17 protein-coding genes are annotated in these 21,996 nt (G+C 67.8%); 4 read left to right on the top strand and 13 right to left on the bottom strand.

From position 1 onward, the window contains the following. Window positions 1–9 precede the first annotated feature (9 nt). From ACFFJ7_RS13895 to ACFFJ7_RS13870, 6 genes are all read right to left on the bottom strand, one after another. Complete coding sequence (locus ACFFJ7_RS13895; protein WP_166952361.1) at window positions 10–456, bottom strand: ATP synthase subunit C; 447 nt, start codon at window positions 454–456, stop codon at window positions 10–12. A 12-nt stretch (window positions 457–468) separates the two neighbouring features. Next, complete coding sequence (locus tag ACFFJ7_RS13890) at window positions 469–2,283, bottom strand: V-type ATP synthase subunit I (RefSeq protein WP_377593075.1); 1,815 nt, start codon at window positions 2,281–2,283, stop codon at window positions 469–471. Beyond that, window positions 2,280–2,921 carry a V-type ATP synthase subunit D gene (locus ACFFJ7_RS13885; RefSeq protein ID WP_166952367.1) on the bottom strand — a complete coding sequence of 214 codons (642 nt, stop codon included), beginning with the start codon at window positions 2,919–2,921 and terminating at the stop codon, window positions 2,280–2,282. Before ACFFJ7_RS13885 ends, ACFFJ7_RS13890 begins: the two co-directional genes overlap by 4 nt. 14 nt (window positions 2,922–2,935) lie before the next feature. Continuing rightward, window positions 2,936–4,294, bottom strand: coding sequence for a V-type ATP synthase subunit B (locus ACFFJ7_RS13880; protein ID WP_166952369.1), 1,359 nt, complete (start codon window positions 4,292–4,294; stop codon window positions 2,936–2,938). 199 nt (window positions 4,295–4,493) lie between these two features. Further along, a complete protein-coding gene (gene pyk, locus ACFFJ7_RS13875; RefSeq protein ID WP_377593074.1) occupies window positions 4,494–5,930 on the bottom strand; it encodes a pyruvate kinase in 1,437 nt (478 codons plus the stop codon). Window positions 5,931–5,935: 5 nt separating this feature from the next. Continuing rightward, window positions 5,936–6,400 (bottom strand): DUF1036 domain-containing protein, encoded by a 465-nt coding sequence (locus tag ACFFJ7_RS13870; protein WP_377593072.1) that lies wholly within the window; start codon window positions 6,398–6,400, stop codon window positions 5,936–5,938. Between the two features lie 299 nt (window positions 6,401–6,699). Between ACFFJ7_RS13870 and ACFFJ7_RS13865 the strand changes: the two genes are divergently transcribed. Then, window positions 6,700–6,957, top strand: a complete 258-nt coding sequence (locus ACFFJ7_RS13865; protein ID WP_166952378.1) for a DUF2312 domain-containing protein — start codon at window positions 6,700–6,702, stop codon at window positions 6,955–6,957. Between the two features lie 42 nt (window positions 6,958–6,999). Here ACFFJ7_RS13865 and ACFFJ7_RS13860 read toward each other — a convergent pair whose 3' ends face one another. The 3 genes from ACFFJ7_RS13860 to ACFFJ7_RS13850 form a co-directional block, all read right to left on the bottom strand. After that, window positions 7,000–8,925 (bottom strand): peptidoglycan L,D-endopeptidase MepK, encoded by a 1,926-nt coding sequence (locus ACFFJ7_RS13860; RefSeq protein ID WP_377593071.1) that lies wholly within the window; start codon window positions 8,923–8,925, stop codon window positions 7,000–7,002. A 562-nt stretch (window positions 8,926–9,487) separates the two neighbouring features. Then, the gene (locus ACFFJ7_RS13855; protein ID WP_377593070.1) at window positions 9,488–11,329 is read right to left on the bottom strand and encodes a L,D-transpeptidase family protein; all 1,842 of its coding nucleotides are present in this window, start codon (window positions 11,327–11,329) and stop codon (window positions 9,488–9,490) included. 30 nt (window positions 11,330–11,359) lie between these two features. Continuing rightward, window positions 11,360–12,931 carry a sigma-54-dependent transcriptional regulator gene (locus ACFFJ7_RS13850; protein WP_166952387.1) on the bottom strand — a complete coding sequence of 524 codons (1,572 nt, stop codon included), beginning with the start codon at window positions 12,929–12,931 and terminating at the stop codon, window positions 11,360–11,362. 370 nt (window positions 12,932–13,301) lie between these two features. Between ACFFJ7_RS13850 and ACFFJ7_RS13845 the strand changes: the two genes are divergently transcribed. Continuing rightward, on the top strand, window positions 13,302–15,116 hold the full coding sequence (locus ACFFJ7_RS13845; protein ID WP_377593069.1) for a M3 family oligoendopeptidase: 1,815 nt from the start codon (window positions 13,302–13,304) through the stop codon (window positions 15,114–15,116). 4 nt (window positions 15,117–15,120) lie between these two features. On the opposite strand, the gene ACFFJ7_RS13840 is transcribed toward ACFFJ7_RS13845, so the two are convergent. The 3 genes from ACFFJ7_RS13840 to ACFFJ7_RS13830 are packed head-to-tail and all read right to left on the bottom strand — an operon-like array spanning window position 15,121 to window position 18,004. Beyond that, on the bottom strand, window positions 15,121–15,915 hold the full coding sequence (locus ACFFJ7_RS13840) for an ABC transporter ATP-binding protein (protein WP_166952393.1): 795 nt from the start codon (window positions 15,913–15,915) through the stop codon (window positions 15,121–15,123). Beyond that, window positions 15,912–17,003: a FecCD family ABC transporter permease gene (locus ACFFJ7_RS13835; protein ID WP_166952396.1), complete on the bottom strand. Its 1,092-nt coding sequence runs from the start codon at window positions 17,001–17,003 to the stop codon at window positions 15,912–15,914. The genes ACFFJ7_RS13840 and ACFFJ7_RS13835 overlap by 4 nt, the downstream gene beginning before the upstream one ends. Window positions 17,004–17,014: 11 nt before the next feature. Continuing rightward, window positions 17,015–18,004 (bottom strand): energy transducer TonB family protein, encoded by a 990-nt coding sequence (locus ACFFJ7_RS13830; protein WP_377593068.1) that lies wholly within the window; start codon window positions 18,002–18,004, stop codon window positions 17,015–17,017. A gap of 339 nt (window positions 18,005–18,343) precedes the next feature. On the opposite strand from ACFFJ7_RS13830, the gene hemH reads away from it, so the two are divergent. Together hemH and ACFFJ7_RS13820 are read left to right on the top strand one after the other, a co-directional pair. Beyond that, window positions 18,344–19,408, top strand: coding sequence for a ferrochelatase (hemH, locus tag ACFFJ7_RS13825; protein ID WP_166952403.1), 1,065 nt, complete (start codon window positions 18,344–18,346; stop codon window positions 19,406–19,408). Between the two features lie 47 nt (window positions 19,409–19,455). Then, a complete protein-coding gene (locus ACFFJ7_RS13820) occupies window positions 19,456–20,445 on the top strand; it encodes a KpsF/GutQ family sugar-phosphate isomerase (protein ID WP_377593067.1) in 990 nt (329 codons plus the stop codon). A 309-nt stretch (window positions 20,446–20,754) separates the two neighbouring features. Here ACFFJ7_RS13820 and ACFFJ7_RS13815 read toward each other — a convergent pair whose 3' ends face one another. Beyond that, window positions 20,755–21,618 carry an isocitrate lyase/PEP mutase family protein gene (locus ACFFJ7_RS13815; protein ID WP_166952409.1) on the bottom strand — a complete coding sequence of 288 codons (864 nt, stop codon included), beginning with the start codon at window positions 21,616–21,618 and terminating at the stop codon, window positions 20,755–20,757. Window positions 21,619–21,996 lie beyond the last annotated feature (378 nt).

The raw sequence follows: 21,996 nt of genomic DNA, 5'->3' as shown, positions 1-21,996 counted from the left end.
GTTGCGGGATCACGATGCGATGCTGCCCGCCAGCACGAGCGCGAAGACGAAAGCGAACACCTGGAAGCCCTCGACGATCGCCGCCGGCGCAAGGCTCAGGCCGAAGATCTCCGGCTTGTTCTTGGAGGCCGCGATGGCGCTGGCGCACACACGCCCCTGCCACATGCCGGAATAGAGCAGCACGATACCCGTGAGGAAGCCGATGCCGAACAGCGCCCCGCCGTTTTCAGGCGTGATCGGCTGCTGCAGCGAGAACATCACCACGATGCCATAGATCACGTTCGACGACGGCATGAGGGAGACACCCAGATAGCGCCCGTAGTTGCTGTCCGTCTCCAGCATGGCGCCGATGGCCGCCTGCCCGGCCAGCGCCACGCCGATGGCGCTGCCGAGCGCGCCAAGCCCCATCGGCGCGAACACGCCAAGCCACCCGAGAGCGATGATGAACTCGTTCATTGACTGCCTCTTTCATTTGGCGTGTACGGACGGCGCAGCGGCCGCCCGTCTGGCGAAGGCACGGAAGGGGTAACCTTCGTCGGTCAACCCCCAACTGAAGAACTCGATGAAGTTGAGCCGCAGGCCGTGCACCACGCCGCTCATCAGGCCGAGCAGGAGGTTGACGCCATGGCCGAGCACCAGCACCACGATCGCCAGCAGCGTGCCGATTCCCGGGTTGTCGCCGCGCATTTCCAGCGCCAGCGAATTGAACGTGGCGGCGAGCGACGCGCTCGCGAGCCCCAGCGCAAACAGCCGCAGATAGCTGAGGATGTCGCCGAAGATCTTGGTGATGCCCGTGAGCGCGAGAATGCCGGAGAGCGCACGCTTGCCCCAGCCGGCAGCATCGTTCCCGGGCTGCTCCATCGCCCCGCCGACGGCAACCGCGACAAGACCGCCGAGGAACACGACCGACGTCAGCGAGGTCGCCACCGTCTCCCCCTCGCCGAGCCACATGAGAAAGCCCGCCCAGATGGTCGCGATCCAGCCGAGCGCGGTGACCGTCTTGCCCGTGCCGCGATTCACCCATGCGACAGTGCCGAGCGCCACTGTGAGATGAAGCACGCCGATGCCGATCGACAGGTGCATCATCGCATCGAAATCGCGCACGTCGATCACCGCGATCCGGGCCATCAGACTGCCCGCGGGCGGATGCAGGCCGAACCAGGAGCCGGCCAGCAGGCCGTAGACGAAGGAGACGGACGCAAGCGTCGCCAGCAGCACGCGGCCGCGCCTCAGCGCCGGGGTCTTGCCGAGCCTGCTCCAGAACACGGCCACGAGCACCGCGATGATCGCGGAATAGCCCGCATCCGCCACGATCATGGCGAAGAAGGCGGCGAAGGACACGAAGACGATCAGGCTGGGGTCCCAGCTACGATAGGCCGGGCTTGTGTAGAACATGGTCAGGTCGGCACCGCTCGCCACCTGCGCGGGCGGGCGCAGCAGCGTCGGCGGCCGGTCGGCCGGCGACGGTTCCTCGACGACGAGGGCGAGCCCCCGCCGCTGCGCGAACTCCTCCAGCTTTTCCACGGCGTCCACGGGCACCCAGCCCTGCAGGGCGAAGACCTGCTCGTCGTCGTAGGTCTGTTCGGCGACGGCGCGCCGCTCGTCGCTGTCCGCCGCGTCCGCCAGACGCAGGCCGAGCGCGAGGCGCCAGCGGGTGAGTTCCGCGCGCCTGACCTCGGCTTCCTCGATCGCGAACTCGGTGTCCTCAAGCCCCACCCGCAGGTCGCCCAGCGGCACGCTGCCCGTGCGCGAGCGCGGCACCGGCAGCACGTCGACGGGCGGCTCATCCGGCGAGACGACGGCGACGAAAAGCGTCGTCGGCCCCTTGCCGACGATTTGCCACGGCAGTTCCACCTGCTTCAGCGCCGGCCGCTCGCTGATGGGAAGGGCATAGAACCACAGCCGCTGGCCGCCGATGTCGTCGACCGGCGGCAGGCTGAAATCGCCCCATTGCTCCAGCGTGGCGATCCGCTGTTCCAGCGCGTCGCGGCGGTCGCGCAGCTGGCGCAGGCGGGCGCGGTTGGCGACGATCTCCTCGACCACCGCCGCCTGGTCGAGATCGGTCGTGGGCCGGAACGGGCGCAGCTTGTAAGGCGCTTCCTCAAGATGGCGAAACGCCGTTTCCGTACGCCGGCGAAGCACCGGGTCCTCCGGCGCGAGCGTGCCCGGCTGGCGCAGCGGAATGAGATGCACGACGCCGAGGTCCTGCAAGCCGGCGAAGATCGCTTCCTTCTCGCCGACCAGCCCGCAAAGGGTGATACGGCGCATGGGGACGATGCTCATACGCCGCCCTCCCCGTCGCTGCCGCCAGTCGCGCCCCCGAACTTGTGTTCCTCGCGCTTTTTCTTGGCGAGCTTGGCGCCGACGACCGCGGCCCGCTCGTTGTCGCCCACCGCCACGAGAATGCGGCGGATGTTCTTTTCCGCCTGCGGTATCAATATCTTGTCGAAAAGGTTGACGCGCTGCGTTGTGCGTGTCACCGCCTTGTCGAGCAGCGCGACGCCGCGCTCGGCGACCTCCGCCTCGATGCGCAGCCGCGCCGCCTCCGCCAGCCGGCGCACCGCGTCGTCCACCCAGTGCGGACGGGCGAAGCGGCCGTAGGGGCGGATCGTGATCGTGATGTCCTCGACCACGGGCAGCCGGACGCCGGCGACGTTCCTTTCGCCGATGCGCACGGCTTCGACCTTCACCAGCCCTTTCAGGTCAATGCGCCGGTCCGCCAGCATGGGGATGGCGGCGCCGGCCTCGACCACGGCCCGCTCGGCCGCCGCCCGCGTCTCGCGGCTGGCGGCGCGCGCCTTGTTGCGCTCGGCCATCAGTTGCTGGCGCTTGAGATCGAGCGCGGGCAGGAAACGGCGGCTCGCCGCGAGACTGTCCTTCTCACGCGCCAGCTGCGCCTTGCTGAGGGGAATTTGCGCCATGGGCCGGGACTCCCTCAGGCGGCTTGCGGATAGTATTTGTCAAGAAGATTCTGGCGTATCAGCAGCTCTTCCGGCGAGAAGCACTCGGCCATGGTGCGCCAGCCGAGATCGAGCGCCTGCTCCAGCGTGAGCGAGGCGGAGATGTCCATGAACCGTTCCTTGAACAGGCCGCCGAACCGCACCAGCCGCTCGTCGTAATCCGAAAGTTCGAACGCCATCGCCTGCTTGCGCTCGGCCTCCCGCGCACCGGCATAGAGGCGGATCATGGTGTTCATCACCGCCGAATGGTCCTCGCGCGTTTCCTTGCCGATGACGTGCTGCTTGAGGCGCGACAGCGAGCCGAACGGGTCGATGACACCGTCGTGCAGGTAGAACTGGCCTTCCGTGATATAGCCCGTGTTGTCGGGCACCGGATGGGTGACATCGCCGCCCGGCATCGTGGTAACGGTCAGGATCGTCACCGATCCGGCGCCGTGGAAGACGGCGGCCTTCTCGTAGCGACGCGCGAGCTGCGAATAGAGGTCGCCCAGATAGCCGCGGTTGGATGGCACGCGCTCCATCGCCACGCCCACCTCCTTGAGCGCATCGGCGAAGGCGGTCATGTCGGTGAGCAGCACGAGCACGCGCTTCTTTTCCTCGACGGCGAACTTCTCGGCCACGGCCAGCGCCATGTCCGGCACGAGCAGGCGTTCGAGCGGCGGGTCGGCGGCCTGGTTGACGAACATGACCGTGCGCGAGAACACGCCCGCATCCTCGAACGTGGAGCGAAAGCGCCAATAGTCGTCGAAGGTGAGCCCCAACCCGCCGAACACCACGATGTCGGCATCCGCCTGCACGCCGATGCGCGCGAGCAGCGCGTCGTAAGGCTCCCCCGCGCGCGAGAAGATCGGGATCTTCTGGCTTTCGACCAGGCAGTTGAACACGTCGATCATCGGCACGTCCGTGCGGATCATCCGCGAGGCGAGCGCGCGCCGCGCCGGATTGACCGACGGCCCGCCGATCTCGACCTGCGGCTCGTAGCCGAGCGAGGGACCGCCATCCGACACGCGCCCGTCACCGGAGAAGACGCGGCCGAGGATGTTGCCCGAAAACGCCACCCGCGGCGCGTGCCCGAGGAACCGCGCCTTCGAGCGCGTGGAGAGCCCCTGAGTGCCGCCGAACACCTGCAGCGACACCTCGCCCGCATCCAGCCGCACCACCTGCGCCAGACGCGCCCCGCCGGCTATTCCGCCCTCATCCTCGCTGATGACAGCCAGATCGCCGTAGCGAGGCCCGTCGGGGTCCTCACCGACGGCGGCGGACGGCAAGGCAATGCGCACAACCTCTCCGACAATCGACAGAACTCTATCATAGTGGATCGAGAGTGCGCTCATCAGTCGATGCCCTTCCGGTTCTCTTCGGCGCTACATACAGGCATTCCACAGAGAATAAAAATTAAATCTGTCTGGCGCCACGGTACAACCGGCAAAACCGGACCCGGCCACTATAGTTAGCCGGGCAATCCACATTGCGGCGAATCAATACTTGCCAAAGACCCGGATGTTCTTTCGCAAGGCCGGGCGGGGCGCGCCTTCAGCGCCCGCTGCCGGTCGAGGCGATGCGGATGGTGTTGGTCGCCCCCGGACGGCCGAAAGGTACGCCGGCGACGACGGCAATGCGCTGTCCGGGCTGCGTGAACCCTTCCGCAACGCTGATCTCGCAGGCGCGCCGCGCCATGTCGTCGACGTCGCGCGCGTCCGCCGTCACGATGGGATGAACGCCCCAGGCCAGCGTCAGACGGCGCGCGGTTTCCACGTTGGGCGTCAACGCCAGCACGGATGTGAGCGGCCGCTCACGCGCGATGCGCAGGCCCGTCGCGCCCGAAAAGCTCCACGCCACGATGGCGGGCAGCCGGAGCGTCTCCGCCATGGAGCGCGCGCCGGCAGCGATGGCGTCGGCGGTCGTCGCCTCCGGCTCCGCCCGCTGGCCGTTGATGATGAGAGGATAGTTGCCGTCGCTCTCGACCTCGACGGCGATGCGATCCATCGTGGCGACCGCCTCCAGCGGATAGCGGCCGGCGGCGCTCTCCGCCGACAGCATCACGGCGTCCGCGCCCTCGAAGACGGCAGTCGCCACGTCCGACACCTCGGCGCGCGTCGGCACCGGCGCCGAGATCATGGATTCGAGCATCTGCGTCGCCACGACGACGGGCTTCCCGAGCGCACGCGCCGCCCGGGTAATGCGCTTCTGGATGCCGGGCACCTTTTCGAGCGGCATCTCGACGCCGAGATCGCCGCGCGCCACCATCAACCCGTCCGCGGCCTCCATGATCTCGTCGAGATGCATCACGGCCTGCGGCTTTTCGATCTTGGCCATGACCAGTGCGCGCCCCTTGGCGATCTTGCGCACGTCGGCGATGTCCTCCGGCCGCTGGACGAAGGACAGCGCGATCCAGTCCACGCCCAGCGCCACCGCCGCCTCGATATCGGCGAGGTCCTTTTCCGTCATGGCGGAAACAGGGATCGTGGTGTCCGGAAGGCTCACGCCCTTGCGGTTCGATACGCTGCCGCCGACGATGACCCGCGTCCTGGCCGTCACCTTGCCGCGTGTCCGCGTGACCGCGGTCGTCTCCAGCCGCACCTTGCCGTCGTCGATGAGGATGGCGTCGCCGGGCGCCAGCGCCTGCAGGATTTCCGGATGCGGCAGGCAGACGCGCGTCGCGTCGCCCGGACGCTTGCTGCCGTCGAGCACGAATTCCGCGCCGGTGTCGAGCATCACCCGCTCGTCGGCGAAGAGGCCGACGCGCAACTTCGGGCCCTGCAGGTCGACAAGGATGCCGATCGGCCGGCCGAACCGCGCCTCGACCTCCCGGATGGCCGCGACCCGCTCGCGCAGCGCCTCATGCGACGTGTGGCTCATGTTGATGCGGAACACATCCACGCCCGCCTCGAAAAGGCGCGCGATCATTTCCTCTCCGTTCGACGCGGGGCCGAGCGTGGCGACGATCTTCGTGCGCCTGGCGCGTTTCATCCGTATTACTCCCTCTGTTGATTCTGCTCCGTGAGCTGGATCGTCCAGCTTTTCTGCTGGCCGGTGTCGACCTCGAAGAAGCCGGTGCGGTCGAACCCCCGCGCCAAGCAATCCTCAACGCCGCGAATGGTGAATTCCTTCTCGCGCGTGCACATCAGCGACTTGCCGGACCATTCGCCGCCACGGTCGTAGTCGACGGCGTGGATGTAGTAATAGCGGGCGGCGAGCGGGCCGCTCACCAGCGTCTCGCAATCGCGCACGCCGAGGTTCCACCACCCCTCCGTCAGCCATCCGCGGCCGTCGCGGTATCCGAGCGCGACGCCGATGCGGCTCGTGGTCATGTTGCAGATTCGCAGATCCGCCCGCGCCGCGCCGGTGGCGAGCAGCGTGAGGCCCATGCCCAGCAGACCGGCGACGAGCACGGACGACAGACAACGGTGGGCGGACGGCGGAACGGAAACGCGGACCATGGTGGCTCTACTCTCCTGCCCGGGTGGCTGCCGGGCGCGACGGTGAACGGACGGCCGGACTGTTGTGGCCAATCCGCACGGATGCTGTCAACGACCGGCCGCGCGCCGCAAGCGATTTCGCGTTGGCGAAGCGCCGCGAGCCTGCTTATACAAATTCTGCCGCGCCCGGCACCCCCGGCCCGCGGCGATGCCGCGCCGGCTTGACCGAATTTCAACACGTTTGACGCATTGAAGATCGGCACCGGTTTTAGCCGGCACGCAGTTTCCGGGCTTATGCCCCCAGTCACGAGCAAGGATACATGGTCACAGACGTAGCCGACAGCGGCGTCGCCGCGGACGAACTGAAGCAGTTCATCGAACGAATCGAACGCCTTGAGGAAGAGAAAGCAGCCATCGCCGGCGACATCAAGGAAGTCTACGCGGAACTGAAGGGTCGCGGCTTCGACGCCAAGGCGATTCGCAAGATCGTGCAGATTCGCAAGAAGCCGGTGGAAGAGCGCGCCGAGGAGGATGCAATCCTCGAACTCTATCTCCAGGCGCTGGGCATGCAGGCCTGATGCCGGCCCGCCGTGCGTCCGGGGACGCACGGCGAACGCGGCTCACTGATTGAAGCGGGCAACCGGAAGCGGCCTGACCGCCGGGCCGGTGAAGCTGTTCGTCGACAGTTCCGACGCATCCTTCGAGAAGCCCATCTGGACGACAACCGCCGGAGGCGCTGCCTGAACGGGGGCAGGAGCGCGCGCGGCGGGTTTCGCCGCCGTTACGCGCGCCGTGCTCACCTTCGCGCGCGGCGACGGCGCCGTATCGGTCACAGCCATGGCGAAGAGCTGGCGCAGCGCGCTACGCTCGTCGCTGGCGCCGGTCGGCGCCGCCTTGGGCGGCAGCGACGGCGTCACCCGCGCGGGTGCGGGCGCAGGCGCAGGCACCGGTGCGGCCGCGACAGCCAGTGCCGAAGTCGCTACGGGGCGGGCGGGCGGCAGGGGATGCCGCACGAGCGCCGGGGCCGCATAGGCGAGGGCCGCGGTCTGGATCGACGTGTCGACGCCCGCCGGCTCACGCCCGCCGGCGGAAGCGGCGGCGATGGCGGCAAGGGCGCTCTTGCCCGTGTCCCCGCCGGCGGCGGCGGCCTGCTCCGGCACGAGTTCGCCGGGGCGAACCGGCGGCTGCGGCACGAATGCCAACGGGAGGCCGGCGACGACCATGGCAGGCTCCGCCGCCCCTGCATCCGGACGGCGCGGCGGTAGCGGCAGCATGGCGAGGGCCGACGTGGCGGCGGCGGGCGCGGCGATGCCCGGCGCAGGCACCTCGATCGCGGGCGCTTCCGGCGCGGCGACCGGGCGCGCGACCGGCAGCGGCCCGTCGAAGCTGGCGACGGGAACCTCACGCGCGGCCGGCGCAATCGGCGTGATCGGCACGTTGCGCGCGATGACAAGCGGCGTGGAGGGTAGCGACGGGACCGGCGCGGGCGGGATCGGCGGGATCGGCGCGAGCGCCGGTGGCGGAGGAGCCGGCGCCGGAGCTGGAGGCGGCGGAGGGGCTGGCTGCCGAACCGGCGTAACGACCGGCGGGGGTGCCGGCGGTGCCGGCGGTTGTGGCGCGGGAGCCTGCCGTGCCGGTGCGGGCGCGGCGTTGCGCGCCTGGCTGCTCACGAAAAAGCTGCGGGCATCGCCATCGTCATCGTAGGCGGCCGGCTGGCTGCGCGACGCGGAAGCCACCACCTGGCGGCGCGAGGAGGTGTCGGCAACCTGTGCATCCTCCTCCTCGTCGGCGCCGCCGAACAGCATCGCCCACAGGCTGCGGCGCCGCTGCGGCTGCTCGGCCGCTGCCGTGATGTCCGCAGCGCTCATGCCGGGCACGAGGTCGCCGCGCGAGACGATCATCTGCCTTGCAGCCTCATAACCTTCGAACGGCCGCCCGTCAGCCGGCAAATGAACGGTTTTTCCGTCCGGGAAAAGACGGGCGAGCTGGCTGCGCGGCATCCGCGGCCAGGACCGCACGGAGCCGGAGTCGAGATGGACGAACGGCACGTTGGGATAATAGCCGACGCCGCCCCTCTGCAGGCGCATGCCGATGGTGCGCACCCGCGCCATGTCCGCATCGGGGAGCTGGAAGTCGAGCGCGCGGCCCTGCATGTGCTGGCTGTTCTTCGCCACGGCGCTGGAGCGCCGGCGCAGCATGGCGTTGGTCTTGGGCGAGCGATAGGCCGACAGCACGCGGACGGCGCCGTTCGATCCCGCCTCACGCTGTGCCGCCCAGACGATATCGAACAGCTTCGGGTCCATCGACGTGGTTTCGTCGTTGCGCCAGTCGCGCAGGAACCAGTTGAGCTTCTGGAGTTCGCCCCGTTCGTAGCGGCCGTTGCGGCGGAAGGTGACGGTCAGCGATTCGCGGGTGTGCGTGTGATAGAGGGACAGCGTGCGCGTATCACCATTGGCGACGGCATTCTGAAGGCCCTCGGTTCCCGCGACCAGCGTCACCGCGACGGTCACAACTCCCAAAGCGCCGTAACACGCCCACTTCAACATGCTTCCGAATCCTCCAGCGAGGGCGGTGTCGGCTTTCCAGTTGATCAGCGGCGTCATCAGCCGTGTGCGCGTCGAATGCACAAGAAAACTCGCCCGTTGCACGGCTGCCCGCGATAACCGCGATGGCCGTCGTTACGATTGATCGACTCGGAGGAACCGCGATTCCCCACCGTCGGACTCTTGCCCAGATGCGTTAACGAGAAGTTAGCTTTACCCGGAAAAATCATCAACCTGTTGCACACAAGAAACACGGTAAAATCGTAAATATGCACACAGGACAGGTGATTAGAGCGGCGGGCATCGAAGTGCCCTCACGGCCGCCGCTCCATGTCGTTGTCGACGCACAATCTTTTTTTAAGGAAACGGCACCCGCCTCCCGGAATCGTGCACCGGAGCGGCGAACGGGAACCCGAATCACCCCGCCACTCCCCGTTTTTCGTCCGGGCATCGAATTCGATGCCCTGGAAGCCGTCCTGTTTACGTTGAAACAGGAGGGCTTCTAGTTTCCTTGTTTTGAGCGAATTCCGATCGACCAGATGATTCCATCTGATCGGAACGCGCTCTAGAGACTGCCCTGCGCGCGGTCGACGGCTTCAAGGGCGGTCTTCATGCGTTGATCGTAGCCATACACGTCCGGCAACGTCACGATCTTCCCATCCGGCTCCACGCGCAGCGTGAAGTACGTGAGATGGATGGGCAACGGCGTCTCCAGCCGGATGCTGCGTTCCTTGCCGCCGATCAGGCGTTCGAGACGGGTCTGCGTCCAGCCGTTGCCGAGCACCTTTTCGGCGAGTAGCAGCGGATTGTCAACACGCACGCAGCCGTGGCTGAGCGCCCTGTTGCTCTGCTTGAACAGGCTGCGGTTGGGTGTATCGTGCAGATAGATGGCCAGATCGTTGGGAAACATGAACTTGATCGTGCCGAGCGCGTTGCTTTCCCCCGGCGGCTGGCGCACGCGCACTGTTCCACCCTGGCGGATCACCTCGTAGCCGCGCCGTGCCGCGTAGCCGGGATCGCGCGCGAGCGCGGGCAGAATCTCGTTCTTGACGATGGACGGCGGCACATACCACGACGGATTGACGACAATATATTGCATCGTGTCCGAAAAGATCGGCGTCGGCGAGTCGAGCTTGCCGACGATGCCGGCCGTCGTATGGACGATCCTGTCGCCGTTCACGATCTTTACGTTCTGCTCCGGCACGTTAACGAGCGCGTATCTGTCGCCGAATTCGTGCGGGAACCAGCGCCACCGCTCCATGTTGATGCGAAGCGCCATCGCGAGCCGCGCCGTGTCGACCCGCGCGCTGACAGGTGGCGGCTCGCCGCCCGCGAGCGCGATCACCGTGCGACGGTTAGCCGCGCCGTTGCCCGGCAGCCCCTTCTCCTTCTGGAAGGCCGCGACCGCCTCCGCCAGCTTTTCGTCATAGACGCTCGCGGTCTCGGCGTCGTCCACGGGGCTCAGGCCGAGGCGCGCGCGGATCAGCGGCACGCGCTCGTCGCGCATGCCGATCTTCAGCGTCGGCCCCTGGGACAGGCGCGCCACAGGAGGGCGGGGAGTGTCCGGGCCGAGCCCCTTCAAGGCCGAGAGCCGCGCCCGCAGCGCCGCATATTGCGGCGAGCGCGGCTGGTAGCTCTCCAGCGCGGCGCCGGCATCCGCCGCGAGATCAGCCACGGCGGCGAGCACGGCATCGGCGGCCGGCAGATCCGGCGCGGGCATGACGAGCGTGCCGATCTTGCGCCGGTCGAGCCGCGCGCCGCGCGCATCCCGCGCGTAGGAAACCAACGCCACGGACAGCCGTATGTCTGCTTCGGCAAGCGCATCAAAAGCGCTTGAGGCCGGGTCCGCCACACGGTAGCGCGCGGGCGAAAGGCCGTGGGAACCGGCATCGCCAAGCACCTTGAGCACGGAACGCGCTGCCTCGTTCCACACGCCGTCGCGCAGCCAGAAGGGCGCGAAGCCCCGCGCCTCGTAGGCACCCACGAGGGCCTCGCGCTGGTCGCGCGGCAGGCGGGAGCGCAGGGCCGCGTCATCCCCCAGCAGGAACGCGCCGATCATGGTGGGCAGATCCGGCGCGGCGACGACGACGGGCGACGGCACCTCCGGCACGGGCAATCCAAGCTCGTCGCGTGCGTCCCCGGCCGCCCGCGCCTCGCCGTCCAGCGCGGAGGGCAGCGCGAGGTCCACGCTCGCCTCCCGCGCCAGCGGCGCGATCGAGCCCGTGGTGAACGGATCGGCGCCGCCGGCGGCGCGCGACAGGAGGGACTGGGACACGGCAACCGGCGCCGCCATCGCGACGCAGGCCATCGCTAGACCGGCGGTCGCGGCCGCGCGCGCGAGGGATGCGCGGCCCGAAGCCGCCTTCCCGCGACGGCTCCCCGCCCCGTCGACATGACGCCGATCCATAGCCATCCTCCCTCGTCCGGCACGCGCCGTTCAGACTGCGACCTCAGTATCCTCTTGCCCGACCTCCGGGCCCGGCCCGTCGCCAGGCACGACGACATCCGCCCCGGCGCTGCCGTTAGCCTCGCCATCGAAGCAGACATTCTTGAGTTTTCGGTAAAGCGTCGAGCGCCCGATCCCCAGACGTCGCGACACCTCCGACATGCGCCCCTGATAGTGACGGATGGCGAAGCGGATGATATCCGCCTCGATCGCCTCCAGCGGGCGCACGTCGCCGTCTCCATCGACCAGCGTCACCGCGGACGGATCGCCCGCCCGCGCCTCCGCCTTACCGTCAAACGCCTCATCGGCGCAAGCCCCCGCGGGCGCCGGCGCAAGGCGGAACCCCGTGAACGGCCGGGCGGCATCGGCGGCCATGCGAGCCGCGATCTGCGGCAGGTCGGCGGTCGTGATCCAGTCCCCTTCGGCCAGTGCAACGGCGCGGAACATCGCATTCTCAAGCTCCGCAACGTTGCCGGGCCACGAATAGCCGCGCAGCAAGGCGAGCGCGTCGGGCGCGATGTCGCGCACCGCCTTGCCCTCGGCGGCGGCGAAACGGGCCAGAAACGAGTGCGCCAGCGCGCCGATGTCGCCGCGCCGGGTGCGCAATGGCGGCAATGTGATCGGCAGCACGCTGAACCGATAGAACAGATCCTCGCGGAAGGCCCCCCGGCGCACCGCCTCCAGCAGGCTGGCGCGCGTGGCGGCGATCACCCGCACGTCCTGGCGCGCGTCGCCACGCGCCGCCCTGCCTGAAGCCGTCCGCCGGGCGCGCTCACGGTCGTCGCCGGCGTTCACGATCTGCATCACCTGCGCCTGCAGGGCGGCCGGCAAGGCATCGACATCGTCCAGATAGAGCGTGCCGCCCTGCGCCTCGCACGCGCGCGCCGCGAACAGCCCGTGTTCGAGGCTGGCGGGGGTGGCGATGGCGCAGCGCAGGATCGCGAACGGCCGCGTGCGCCGCTCTTCCCCGCCCGCGTGGATGAGGCGCGCCAACATCTCGCGGCCGCTGCCCGCCTCGCCCTCGATCAGCACCGGCAGGCCCGGCGCGCGCGCGGCCCGGCCCGCGACCGACAGAGCCCGCACCATCGCCGGATCGTCCGCCACGATGCCGGCCGGTGAAGGCGCGCGTGCGCCGAGCGTCTGCACGAGGTTCTGCGTGCGCAGCACATCGAGCCGCAACGCCTGCATGCGCAGGGCATTGGCGACAGAAACTGCCAAGCGCTCCGGACTCACCGGCTTGACGACGAAATCCGCCGCGCCCGCCCGCATCAGGCCGGCGACGACGTCGGCCATGCCGGGCGCGACGGCGGCGATCACCGGCGGTGCGCCGGGCAGGGCGCCGAAGCGCGCGATGGAGGCCCCGTCGCGACCGGTCGCGGCGGCGTCGGCGACCACGAGGTCGATGGCCGGCGCACGGCCGGGCAACTGCCCGCCCGCCGTCAGCAGGGCGCGCGCCGCTGCCGCGGATTCGGCCTCGACCGTCCGGTGCCCCAGCGTTTCGGCGACCTGCGCCATCCGTCTGCGCTGGATCGCTTCGTCGTCAACAATGAGAATGGTCGCCATGACTGCCGGATATAGAGACTGCCAGAGAGCGGGACGGCCGGATCGGGGCGCCCCCTTTTCCGTGTCCCGTTTCGAAACACGTTGCAACGGCGACAGTTAAACGTGCGTTAACGCTGCGGCGCGAAAACCACGTGGATCGCCACATCGCGGTCGTCTGCACGTCCTGGCAGGTGCCACCGCCATTCGCCGAATCGGCCGAGCTGGCCCAGAGGCCGTTAATGACCATGGATAGGGTCATTAACAGCCGCTAACCCGTTGGGCGGACGAAGCGAAAATGGGGTATCCACTTTTTCGGGAAACGCTACTAAGTTGAGCGTACGTCCCGAACCCGCTTCATATTTGCCCGCCGAATGCCCGGAGCCCACATCCCATGTCCACCAGCGCCGCCTCGTCGAACCAGCCTTCCCTCGGCAACCTGCCGGAATGGAACCTGACCGATCTCTATCCCGCGATCGACGCCCCCGCATTCGCCGCCGACCTCGACCGCGCGCTGTCGCTGTCGGCGGCGTTTTCGGGGGACTACGCGGGCAAGCTCGACGGCCTGCTGCGCGGCGCCAGCGCCAGCGCCGACCTCGGCGAGGCCGTGCGCCAGTATGAGGCGATCGAGGACCTGATCGGACGCCTCGCCTCCTACGCGAGCCTGGTCTATGCGGGCGACACGACGGACCCGGTGCGCGCCAAGTTCTACGGCGACACGCAGGACAAGCTCACCACCGCCTCGACCAGCCTGCTGTTCTTCGCGCTGGAACTGAACCGGCTCGACGATGCGCTGCTGGCGCAGGCCGCCGCAGACGAGCCGCTGGCGCGCTGGAAGCCGTGGCTCGACGACCTCGCCAAGGACAAGCCCTACCAGCTCGACGACGCCATCGAAAAGCTGTTCGTCGAGAAATCGGTCACCGGCCGCAACGCCTGGAACCGTCTTTACGACGAGACGCTGGCCTCCCTGCGCTTCGACGTGCGCGGCGAGAGGCTGACGCTGGAGGAAACCCTCAACAAGCTTCAGGAGCCCGACGCCGCGCTACGCAAGGATGCGAGCGAGGCATTGGCGAAGGTGTTCACCGAGAACGCGCGCGTGTTCACGCTGATCACCAACACGCTGGCCAAGGACAAGGAAATCTCCGACCGCTGGCGCGGCTTCCGGGATATCGCCGATTCCCGCCACCTCGCCAACCGGGTGGAGCGCGAGGTCGTCGAGGCATTGTCGGACGCCGTGCGCGCCGCCTACCCGCGCCTGTCTCACCGCTATTACAAGCTGAAGGCCCGCTGGCTCGGCAAGGATGCGCTGGAAAGCTGGGACCGCAACGCGCCGCTGCCGGAGACCGACAACCGCGTCATAGGCTGGGACGAGGCGCGCGACACCGTGCTCGGCGCCTATGCCGGCTTCTCGCCGCGCATGGCCGACATCGCCCGCGAATTCTTCGACAAGAGCTGGATCGACGCACCCGCCCGCCCCGGCAAGGCGCCGGGCGCCTTCGCGCATCCAACCGTGCCTTCCGCCCATCCTTACGTTCTGCTCAACTATCTCGGCAAGCCGCGCGATGTGATGACGCTGGCGCACGAACTCGGCCACGGCGTGCATCAGGTGCTGGCCGCGCCGCAGGGCGCGCTGCTCGCCCCCACGCCTCTGACACTGGCCGAGACCGCCTCCGTGTTCGGCGAGATGCTGACCTTCCGCAAGATTCTCGGCGCCACCGACGACCCCGTCCAGCGCAAGGTGCTGCTCGCAGGCAAGGTCGAGGACATGATCAACACGGTGGTGCGCCAGATCGCGTTCTACCAGTTCGAGCGCAAGGTTCACACCGCGCGCCGCGAGGGCGAGCTGACGACGGGGCAGATCAACGACCTGTGGCTTTCCGTGCAGGGCGAGAGCCTCGGGCCGGCGATCCGCCTCAATCCCGGCTACGAGACGTTCTGGACCTACATTCCGCACTTCATCCACACGCCGTTCTACGTCTATGCCTATGCCTTCGGCGACTGCCTCGTGAACTCGCTCTACGGCATCTACCAGAACGCGAGCGAGGGCTTCGTGGAGAAATATTTCGCGCTGCTGTCGGCGGGCGGCTCGAAGGGCTATCGCGAGCTGCTCGCGCCCTTCGGCCTCGATGCGGGCGATCCCGCCTTCTGGCAATACGGCCTCAACGTCATCGACGGCTTCATCACCGAGCTGGAGAAGCTGGAGGCGTGAAAAACTAAACGGAAAGAGCGCGGTCGCTCAGCACGATCGGGAAGCCGCGCGAGCACCGCTCCACCCGGCCCTCGATGCCGTAGGCACGGCGCAGCAGGTCCGGCGTCATCACGTCCTCGGGCGCGCCGGCCGCCAGCACGCCGCCGCCGCCGAGCACGATCACCGCATCGCAGAAACGCAGCGCCAGATTGACATCGTGGATGGCGATCAGGCAGATCGCGTTTTCGCCGCGCGTGATGCCGCGCACCGTTTCCAGCACGTTGAGCTGCCAGCGCAGGTCAAGCGCGCTGGTCGGCTCGTCGAGCAGCAGCAGCGGTGGCTTGCGCACCAGCACTTGCGCCAGCCCCACCATCTGCCGCTGGCCGCCCGACATCTCCGACAGGCGCCGCAGCGCGAGCCCTCGCAGGCCGAGCGCCGCGAACACCTCCTCGACCCGCCGCTCAACCTCGTCCGCGGAGAGATCGCCGCGCACGGCGCGAAACGCGCTCGTTACCGCCTCGTAGGCGACGAGCGAGGTAGGCTGCGGCAGTGACTGTGACAGATAGCCGACGAGGCGTACGCGCTTCGCCAGCGGCAGGCGGGCAAGGTCGGTATCGCCGAGCCGGATGCCGCCAGTAGCAGGCCGCAGGCCCGCGATGGCCTTCAGCAGCGTGGACTTGCCCACCGCGTTCGAGCCCACCACGGCGACCAGCGAACCGGGCGCCACGGGGCCGATGTCGAGATGCGAGAGCACCGGCGTGCGGCCATAGCCGACGCTGACGTCCTCCAAACGCAGCGGGCCGCCCGCCGCATCGCTCATGCGCGCCTCCGCTGGGTGAGGATGAGCGCCATGAACAGCGGGATGCCGACGAGCGACGTGACGATGCCGACCGGCAGGATGAGGCCTGGCACCAGCACCTTGCTGGCGATGGAGGCCAGCGACAGCACCAGTGCCCCCGCGAGCGCGGCACCGGGCAGGTAGAAGCGATGATCCTCGCCGAGCGCGAGGCGCGCGATGTGCGGGCCGACGAGGCCGACGAAGCCGATGGTGCCCACGAAACACACCGCCGCCGCGGCGAGCAGGCTCACCCGCAGCATGACGAGAAGCCGCAGCCGCTCCACCGGAATGCCGAAGCTGCGCGCATGGTCCTCGCCGCCGCGCAGCGCCGTCATCGCCCAGACATGCATCATGGATGCCGGCAGGCACAGCGCCAGCACGCCGGCGACGATGGCGATCTTCCCCCATGTCGCGCGTGTCAGGCTGCCCATGTTCCAGAACACCACCTGCTGCAACGCATCCGCGTCGGCGACGAACTGGATCAGCGCCACGAGCGCGTTCAGCACGAACACCATGGCGATGCCGAACAGCACGACAGTATCCACCGTCGCCCCGTAAAGACGCGACAACCCCTGGATCAGCATGGTCGCGCCGACAGCGAATACGAAGGCGCCGAGCGCCACGCCGTAATTCTGGTCTAGCCAGGCGGGCAGAACGTTGAAGACGATGACGACGGAGGCGCCGAGCATCGCCGCCGCCGACACGCCGAGCGTGAAAGGGCTCGCCAGCGGGTTGTTGAGCACGGTCTGCATCTCGGCACCCGCGAGGCCGAGCGCCGCCCCCACGAGCACGGCCATCGCCGCGTAGGGCAGGCGCACGTCCCAGAGGATAACGGCTTGCGAGCGGCTGAGCGCTTCCGGCGCGACAAGGCCGCGCAGGATGTCGCCGACCGTGAGACTGGACGTCCCCGTTGCGACATCGGCCAGAAAGGACAGAGCCACCACGACCAAGAGGACGACCAGAATGGCGACGCGCACCGCGATGAAACGGGCATACTGGCGCGACAGGCCCGTCTGCGTGTCGCTCGCGACAGCCGGGGCCCGCGTCGCTTCGTCGCCGGAAATGGTCATACGCTCTCAGTTCATCGCAAATCGAAACGGATCGGGATGGTGTAGGTCAGCCGGGATCCCTGCACCTCCGCCGGAACGGCCGGCAACGGTTCGGCGCGCTTTATCATGGCCGTTACTTCCTGATCAAGCAGCGGAGCGCCGGAGGAGCCGACGATCTTGTAAGACAGCAGCCTGCCGGCCCGGTCCATCGTAAACTGAAGATGCGCGATGCCTTCCTCTCCCCGCTGCCGCGACAGCGCGGGATACCGCTGATTGCGCTTGATATGGGCGACAAGGCGGCTGCGCCACGACGGCGGCGTCGCGGACGGGTTGATCGCGCCGCCCTCCGAGGCGGCGGAGCGCGCGCCTGGCCGCCCCTGAGAGGCCGGCGGCGCGGTGGTGCGTTCTGCCTGCGGCTTGTCGGAGGTCTTTTTGGGCGCCGGCTTTGCCGGGGCCTCCTTCTTCGGCTCCGGCTTCGGCTTCGGTTCCCGCTTGGGCTTTGGCTCAGGCTTGGGTTCGGGCTTCTTCTCGACCACCGGGCGCGGCGCAGGCGGGGGTGGAGGCGGCAGGGTAACCGCCGGCTCCGGCACCGGCGGCGTCTCGACGAGTTCGGGCACCGGCTCCGGAGGCAAGGGCTCCGGAGGCAGCGGCTCGGGCTCGACGACAGGCTCGGGAGTAGGCTCGGGTACGGGCTCGGGCGGCGTTTCGGGCACCGGCTCCGGCTCCTCGATGGGTGGCACGTCCTCGACCGGCGGCAGATCCTCCATGGGCGGCGCTTCCTCGGCCACCGGGCCAGGTTCTGCTGCTTCCGACGGGGCAACCTCGGGCGCCGCCGCCATCGGCTCCAGCTCAAGCATCATCGCCGCCGGCGGATTGCTGGGCAGTTGCTCGCTCTTTCCCCACGCATTCACCAGCGCGACGAGGCCGCCATGCGCCGCCAGAGCCACCACGGCCGCCAGAATCCAGCGCGGCAGCCCACTCGGCTCGCGACCGTCGTCATAGTGAAAGGTTGCCAAACTCATCGCGCCACAACTCAGGAAAACCGCACACGATCCGGATGCGCTCACGCCCCGCACGGGGGCCGAGCGCGTTAACTTTCGGTAAGACAGGGCAACAAGTAGCTTTCCCGCGCCACGGAATCAAGAGAAATAATCAAATAATTTCAGCATCTTAACACTTTAGAAGCAGCAAAAACAACTGAAAAAGCGCCATGTTCAAAGCCGGTTACGCGGCGGCCGTTTTGCACCGCGGCCATTTTGCCGTGGGTTCGCCACGCGCTTGTGAGGTTGGATCGGCGCGCAAATCACATTACATGTTGGCGGCCCCGCGCACCGCAGGGCGAACCGACAAGGGGACTCCGCATGCCGCCAGCCGTTGCGCCGACCGCGCCTGCCGCCGACGAATTTCCCGTCTTCAGGAGCGGGCGGATCGGCGTCCTGCTGCTCAATCTGGGCACACCGGAAGCGACCGACTACTGGTCGATGCGCCGTTACCTGAAGGAGTTCCTGTCCGACCGGCGGGTGATCGAGATCCCGCGCCTGATCTGGTGGCCTGTACTCAACCTGATCGTGCTGACGAAGCGCCCAGGCCCCAAAGGGCGGGACTACGAGAGCATCTGGAACCGGGAACGCAACGAATCGCCGCTGAAGACCATCACCCGCTCACAGAGCGAGAAACTCGCGGAAATCATCGCCGGAGGGGCACCGGAACAGGCGGCGCGGATCACCGTCGACTGGGCGATGCGCTACGGCCTTCCCGACGTCCGGAGCCGCCTGCAGTTCCTGCAGGATCAGGGCTGCGACCGCATCCTGCTGGTGCCGCTCTACCCGCAGTATGCCGCCGCCACCTCCGCGACCGCCTGCGACAAGGCCTTCGAGGCGCTGATGACGATGCGCTGGCAGCCGACCATCCGCGTCGCCCCGCCGTACTCCGACGAACCGGTCTATATCGACGCGCTCGCCACGAGCCTGCGGCAGGCGCTGGCGTCGCTCGACTTCGAGCCCGAGAAGATCCTCGCGTCGTTCCACGGCGTTCCCAAAAGCTACATCCTGAAAGGCGACCCCTACCGCAGCCAGTGCCTGCGGACCCACGCGCTGCTGTGCGAGGCGATGGGGCTGGCGCCGGACCGGCTGCTGCTCACCTTCCAGTCCCGCTTCGGCACCGAGGAATGGCTCACACCCTATACGGACGAAACGGTGAAGGGGCTGGCGCAGAGCGGCGTGAAGCGGCTTGCCATCATCACGCCCGGATTCTCGGCGGATTGCCTGGAGACGCTGGAGGAAATCGGCGTGGAGAATCGCGACATCTTCCTGCAAAACGGCGGAGAACGCTTCGCCGCCATTCCCTGCCTCAACGACACGCCAGAGGGCATGGCCGTCATCGCCCATGTCGTGCGGCGCGAATTGCGCGGCTGGATCGACATCTGATCCGCCGCACGCCGCACCTGATTTCCACACTGGAGGACCCCGCCGCCATGCCGGCCGCCCGCAAAGCACCTTTCGACGCCCTCACCTCCGCCCTCGACACCATCGAAACTGAACGCCGCGGGCTGGATCAGCTCGCGCAGGCGCTGCGCGACGGGCTTGGCGCGCCGTTCCGGGCGGCGGTAAGCCGCATCCGCGAAGCGAGCGGGCGCGTGATCGTCACCGGCATGGGCAAATCCGGCCATGTGGGGCGGAAGATTGCGGCCACCCTGTCGTCGACGGGCACGTCGGCCTATTTCGTGCACCCCTCGGAGGCGAGCCACGGCGATCTCGGCCAGATCCAGACGGACGACATCGTCCTCGCGCTTTCATGGTCCGGCGACACGGCGGAACTCGGCGCGATCCTCACCTACGCCAAGCGCTTCAGTATCCCGCTCGTCGCCATCACGTCGAACGCCGAATCGGAACTCGGGCGCGCGGCCGACATCGGGCTGATCCTGCCCCGGGCGCTGGAGGCCTGCCCGAACGGCCTCGCCCCCACCACCTCGACCACCATGCAGCTCGTCATCGGCGATGCCCTCGCCGTGGCGCTGATCGAGGCGCGCGGCTTCTCGGCGCAGGATTTCAAGGTGTTCCACCCCGGCGGGCGGCTTGGTGCGCAACTGCGCTTCGTGCGCGACATCATGCACACCGGCGCCATGCTGCCGCTGGTGCGAAGCGGCAGCAACATGGCGCCGGCATTGGTCGAGATGAGCGCAAAGGGCTACGGCTGCGTGCTGGTCGACAATGCGGACGGCACGCTCGCCGGCATCATCACGGACGGCGACCTGCGCCGCCACATGACGAACGACCTGCCCACACGCACCGTCGACGAGGTGATGACCCGCACGCCCAAGGTCATCTCGCCCGATACCCTCGCCGGCGAGGCGGTGCAGATCGTCGAGCGCACGAAGGTCGGCGCGCTCATCGTCGCCGACGATAACCGCCGCCCGGTCGGCATCGTTCACATCCTCGACCTGCTGCGTACGGGAACAGTATAGCGTTTTCGCATCCCGACCGAATCAAGAAACCGAAACCCTTGAGCACGTCCGTATAGAAATGTTTTCATTCAAGTCGATGGATCGACTTGAATGAAAACTGCGATGAAATATAAAATTTGGAACGCATAGTCTGATTTCATCAGAACGTCTGGCACTCCAGAGTCCGTCAAGGCGATAGTGGACTGCATATCGACGGGTCGTCACCTTTGAACGGACTCTTTAACTGGCAGACGAAGACGTTCGACAGGTGGCCGCGGCCTTACCGACGACAAGGCACGCCAGGTCATCGGCGACCACATGCCCGCCGCCTCAGCCCCGGCTGCGATTGCGGCCCTTGCGCAGGTCCTGCCGAAAGAACTGGTTGATCTGCGTGAAGGGTACGGCGCTCCGGAGGCTGGAGAAGGAGCCGCTGGCAGCGATCTCTTCCGCCGCGTGCATGAAGCCGCCCCAGGCGGCACGGCACATGCCCGACCCGCTGCTGAGCCAGCGCACCCCGAGTTCCGCATAGTTCTTGATGGTCAGCCCGCATTCCGGCTCCACCACGATGCTGACGGGGCATGGCGCGACTGCCTTCACGATGGCCGTGATATCAGCCGGGTTGACGACACCCGGCACGTGCACGGCCTCGGCCCCCGCCGCGACATAGGCCTTGAGGCGAGCGAGGATGCCCGCAAGCGATTCCTCGTGGTTGTTGGTGAGCCGCTCGACGCCGGCCGTGAGCACCACACCCGTGCCACTCGCGTCAATGGCCGCGCGTGCCGCCCGGACCCGATCAACGGCCAGTTCCAGCGGATAGAACGGATGCTGGTGATCGGGCGTCGTGTCTTCGATCATGATGCCGGCGACGCCGGTCTCTATGCACATCAGCACGTTCCGCGCGACATCCTCCGGCTCGTTGGCATAGCCGGACTCGAAGTCGGCGCTGACCGGGAGGTCCGTCGCCGCCACGATCTCGCGGATGTGCTGGAGCATGACGCCACGCGGCACGGCCCAGTCGGTATCCGGAAAACCGTCTGCGAAGGCGATACCAGCGCTGGTGGTGGAGAGCGCCTTGAAGCCAAGGTGCTCCAGATAGCGCGCCGTGCCGACATTCCACGGATTGGGCAGGACATGGGTGCCCGACGATTCGTGCAGCTTGCGGAAAGCGCGCCGGCGTTCGTGGATGGTGCTCATGGCGCTCCCTCTTGCAGCGCCCTGCGTTGCGCCGCTCCAAAGCTGTGGCTCAGTCCGTGCTTCTCCCCGACGACGCGCCGGTCTACAGCTCGTTTCATCCTCGCCTGTCCATCATTTTCCAATTCATCAAACCGCTCCCCGGCGGTTCGCACGCCTATCAAAAACAGGAAGGGGAGCGGCCATCCGGAATGGCCGCTCCCCCGCAAGACAATCGCATGGATGGCGCAACGCACAGCCGCCACGCCGCCGGCGCGAGCCGACAATGGCAGAAGAACGTTCGGCAGCAGGAACCGATGGCTGGCGTCATTGGCGTTTTCCCGGGCGCTTTGTCGCGCATCCTTATTGGATTTCCATCCGGCAACACCTTTGCGCAGATCG

The organism is Pseudochelatococcus lubricantis (genome assembly GCF_042432495.1).
Classification (GTDB): Bacteria; Pseudomonadota; Alphaproteobacteria; order Rhizobiales; family Beijerinckiaceae; genus Pseudochelatococcus; species Pseudochelatococcus lubricantis.
Note: the sequence above shows the minus strand (reverse complement) of the source record. Positions and strands in the feature narration are given on the sequence as shown.

What these genes read in the sequence shown, in the direction of transcription:
- ACFFJ7_RS13815 (WP_166952409.1), bottom strand. Translation starts at nt 21,618, where the DNA reads ATGAGCACCATCCACGAACGCCGGCGCGCTTTCCGCAAGCTGCACGAA.
- ACFFJ7_RS13895 (WP_166952361.1), bottom strand. Translation starts at nt 456, where the DNA reads ATGAACGAGTTCATCATCGCTCTCGGGTGGCTTGGCGTGTTCGCGCCG.
- ACFFJ7_RS13850 (WP_166952387.1), bottom strand. Translation starts at nt 12,931, where the DNA reads ATGGCGACCATTCTCATTGTTGACGACGAAGCGATCCAGCGCAGACGG.
- ACFFJ7_RS13830 (WP_377593068.1), bottom strand. Translation starts at nt 18,004, where the DNA reads ATGAGTTTGGCAACCTTTCACTATGACGACGGTCGCGAGCCGAGTGGG.
- ACFFJ7_RS13890 (WP_377593075.1), bottom strand. Translation starts at nt 2,283, where the DNA reads ATGAGCATCGTCCCCATGCGCCGTATCACCCTTTGCGGGCTGGTCGGC.
- ACFFJ7_RS13880 (WP_166952369.1), bottom strand. Translation starts at nt 4,294, where the DNA reads ATGAGCGCACTCTCGATCCACTATGATAGAGTTCTGTCGATTGTCGGA.
- ACFFJ7_RS13860 (WP_377593071.1), bottom strand. Translation starts at nt 8,925, where the DNA reads ATGTTGAAGTGGGCGTGTTACGGCGCTTTGGGAGTTGTGACCGTCGCG.
- ACFFJ7_RS13855 (WP_377593070.1), bottom strand. Translation starts at nt 11,329, where the DNA reads ATGGATCGGCGTCATGTCGACGGGGCGGGGAGCCGTCGCGGGAAGGCG.
- ACFFJ7_RS13835 (WP_166952396.1), bottom strand. Translation starts at nt 17,003, where the DNA reads ATGACCATTTCCGGCGACGAAGCGACGCGGGCCCCGGCTGTCGCGAGC.
- ACFFJ7_RS13885 (WP_166952367.1), bottom strand. Translation starts at nt 2,921, where the DNA reads ATGGCGCAAATTCCCCTCAGCAAGGCGCAGCTGGCGCGTGAGAAGGAC.
- pyk (WP_377593074.1), bottom strand. Translation starts at nt 5,930, where the DNA reads ATGAAACGCGCCAGGCGCACGAAGATCGTCGCCACGCTCGGCCCCGCG.
- ACFFJ7_RS13865 (WP_166952378.1), top strand. Translation starts at nt 6,700, where the DNA reads ATGGTCACAGACGTAGCCGACAGCGGCGTCGCCGCGGACGAACTGAAG.
- ACFFJ7_RS13870 (WP_377593072.1), bottom strand. Translation starts at nt 6,400, where the DNA reads ATGGTCCGCGTTTCCGTTCCGCCGTCCGCCCACCGTTGTCTGTCGTCC.
- ACFFJ7_RS13820 (WP_377593067.1), top strand. Translation starts at nt 19,456, where the DNA reads ATGCCGGCCGCCCGCAAAGCACCTTTCGACGCCCTCACCTCCGCCCTC.
- ACFFJ7_RS13845 (WP_377593069.1), top strand. Translation starts at nt 13,302, where the DNA reads ATGTCCACCAGCGCCGCCTCGTCGAACCAGCCTTCCCTCGGCAACCTG.
- hemH (WP_166952403.1), top strand. Translation starts at nt 18,344, where the DNA reads ATGCCGCCAGCCGTTGCGCCGACCGCGCCTGCCGCCGACGAATTTCCC.
- ACFFJ7_RS13840 (WP_166952393.1), bottom strand. Translation starts at nt 15,915, where the DNA reads ATGAGCGATGCGGCGGGCGGCCCGCTGCGTTTGGAGGACGTCAGCGTC.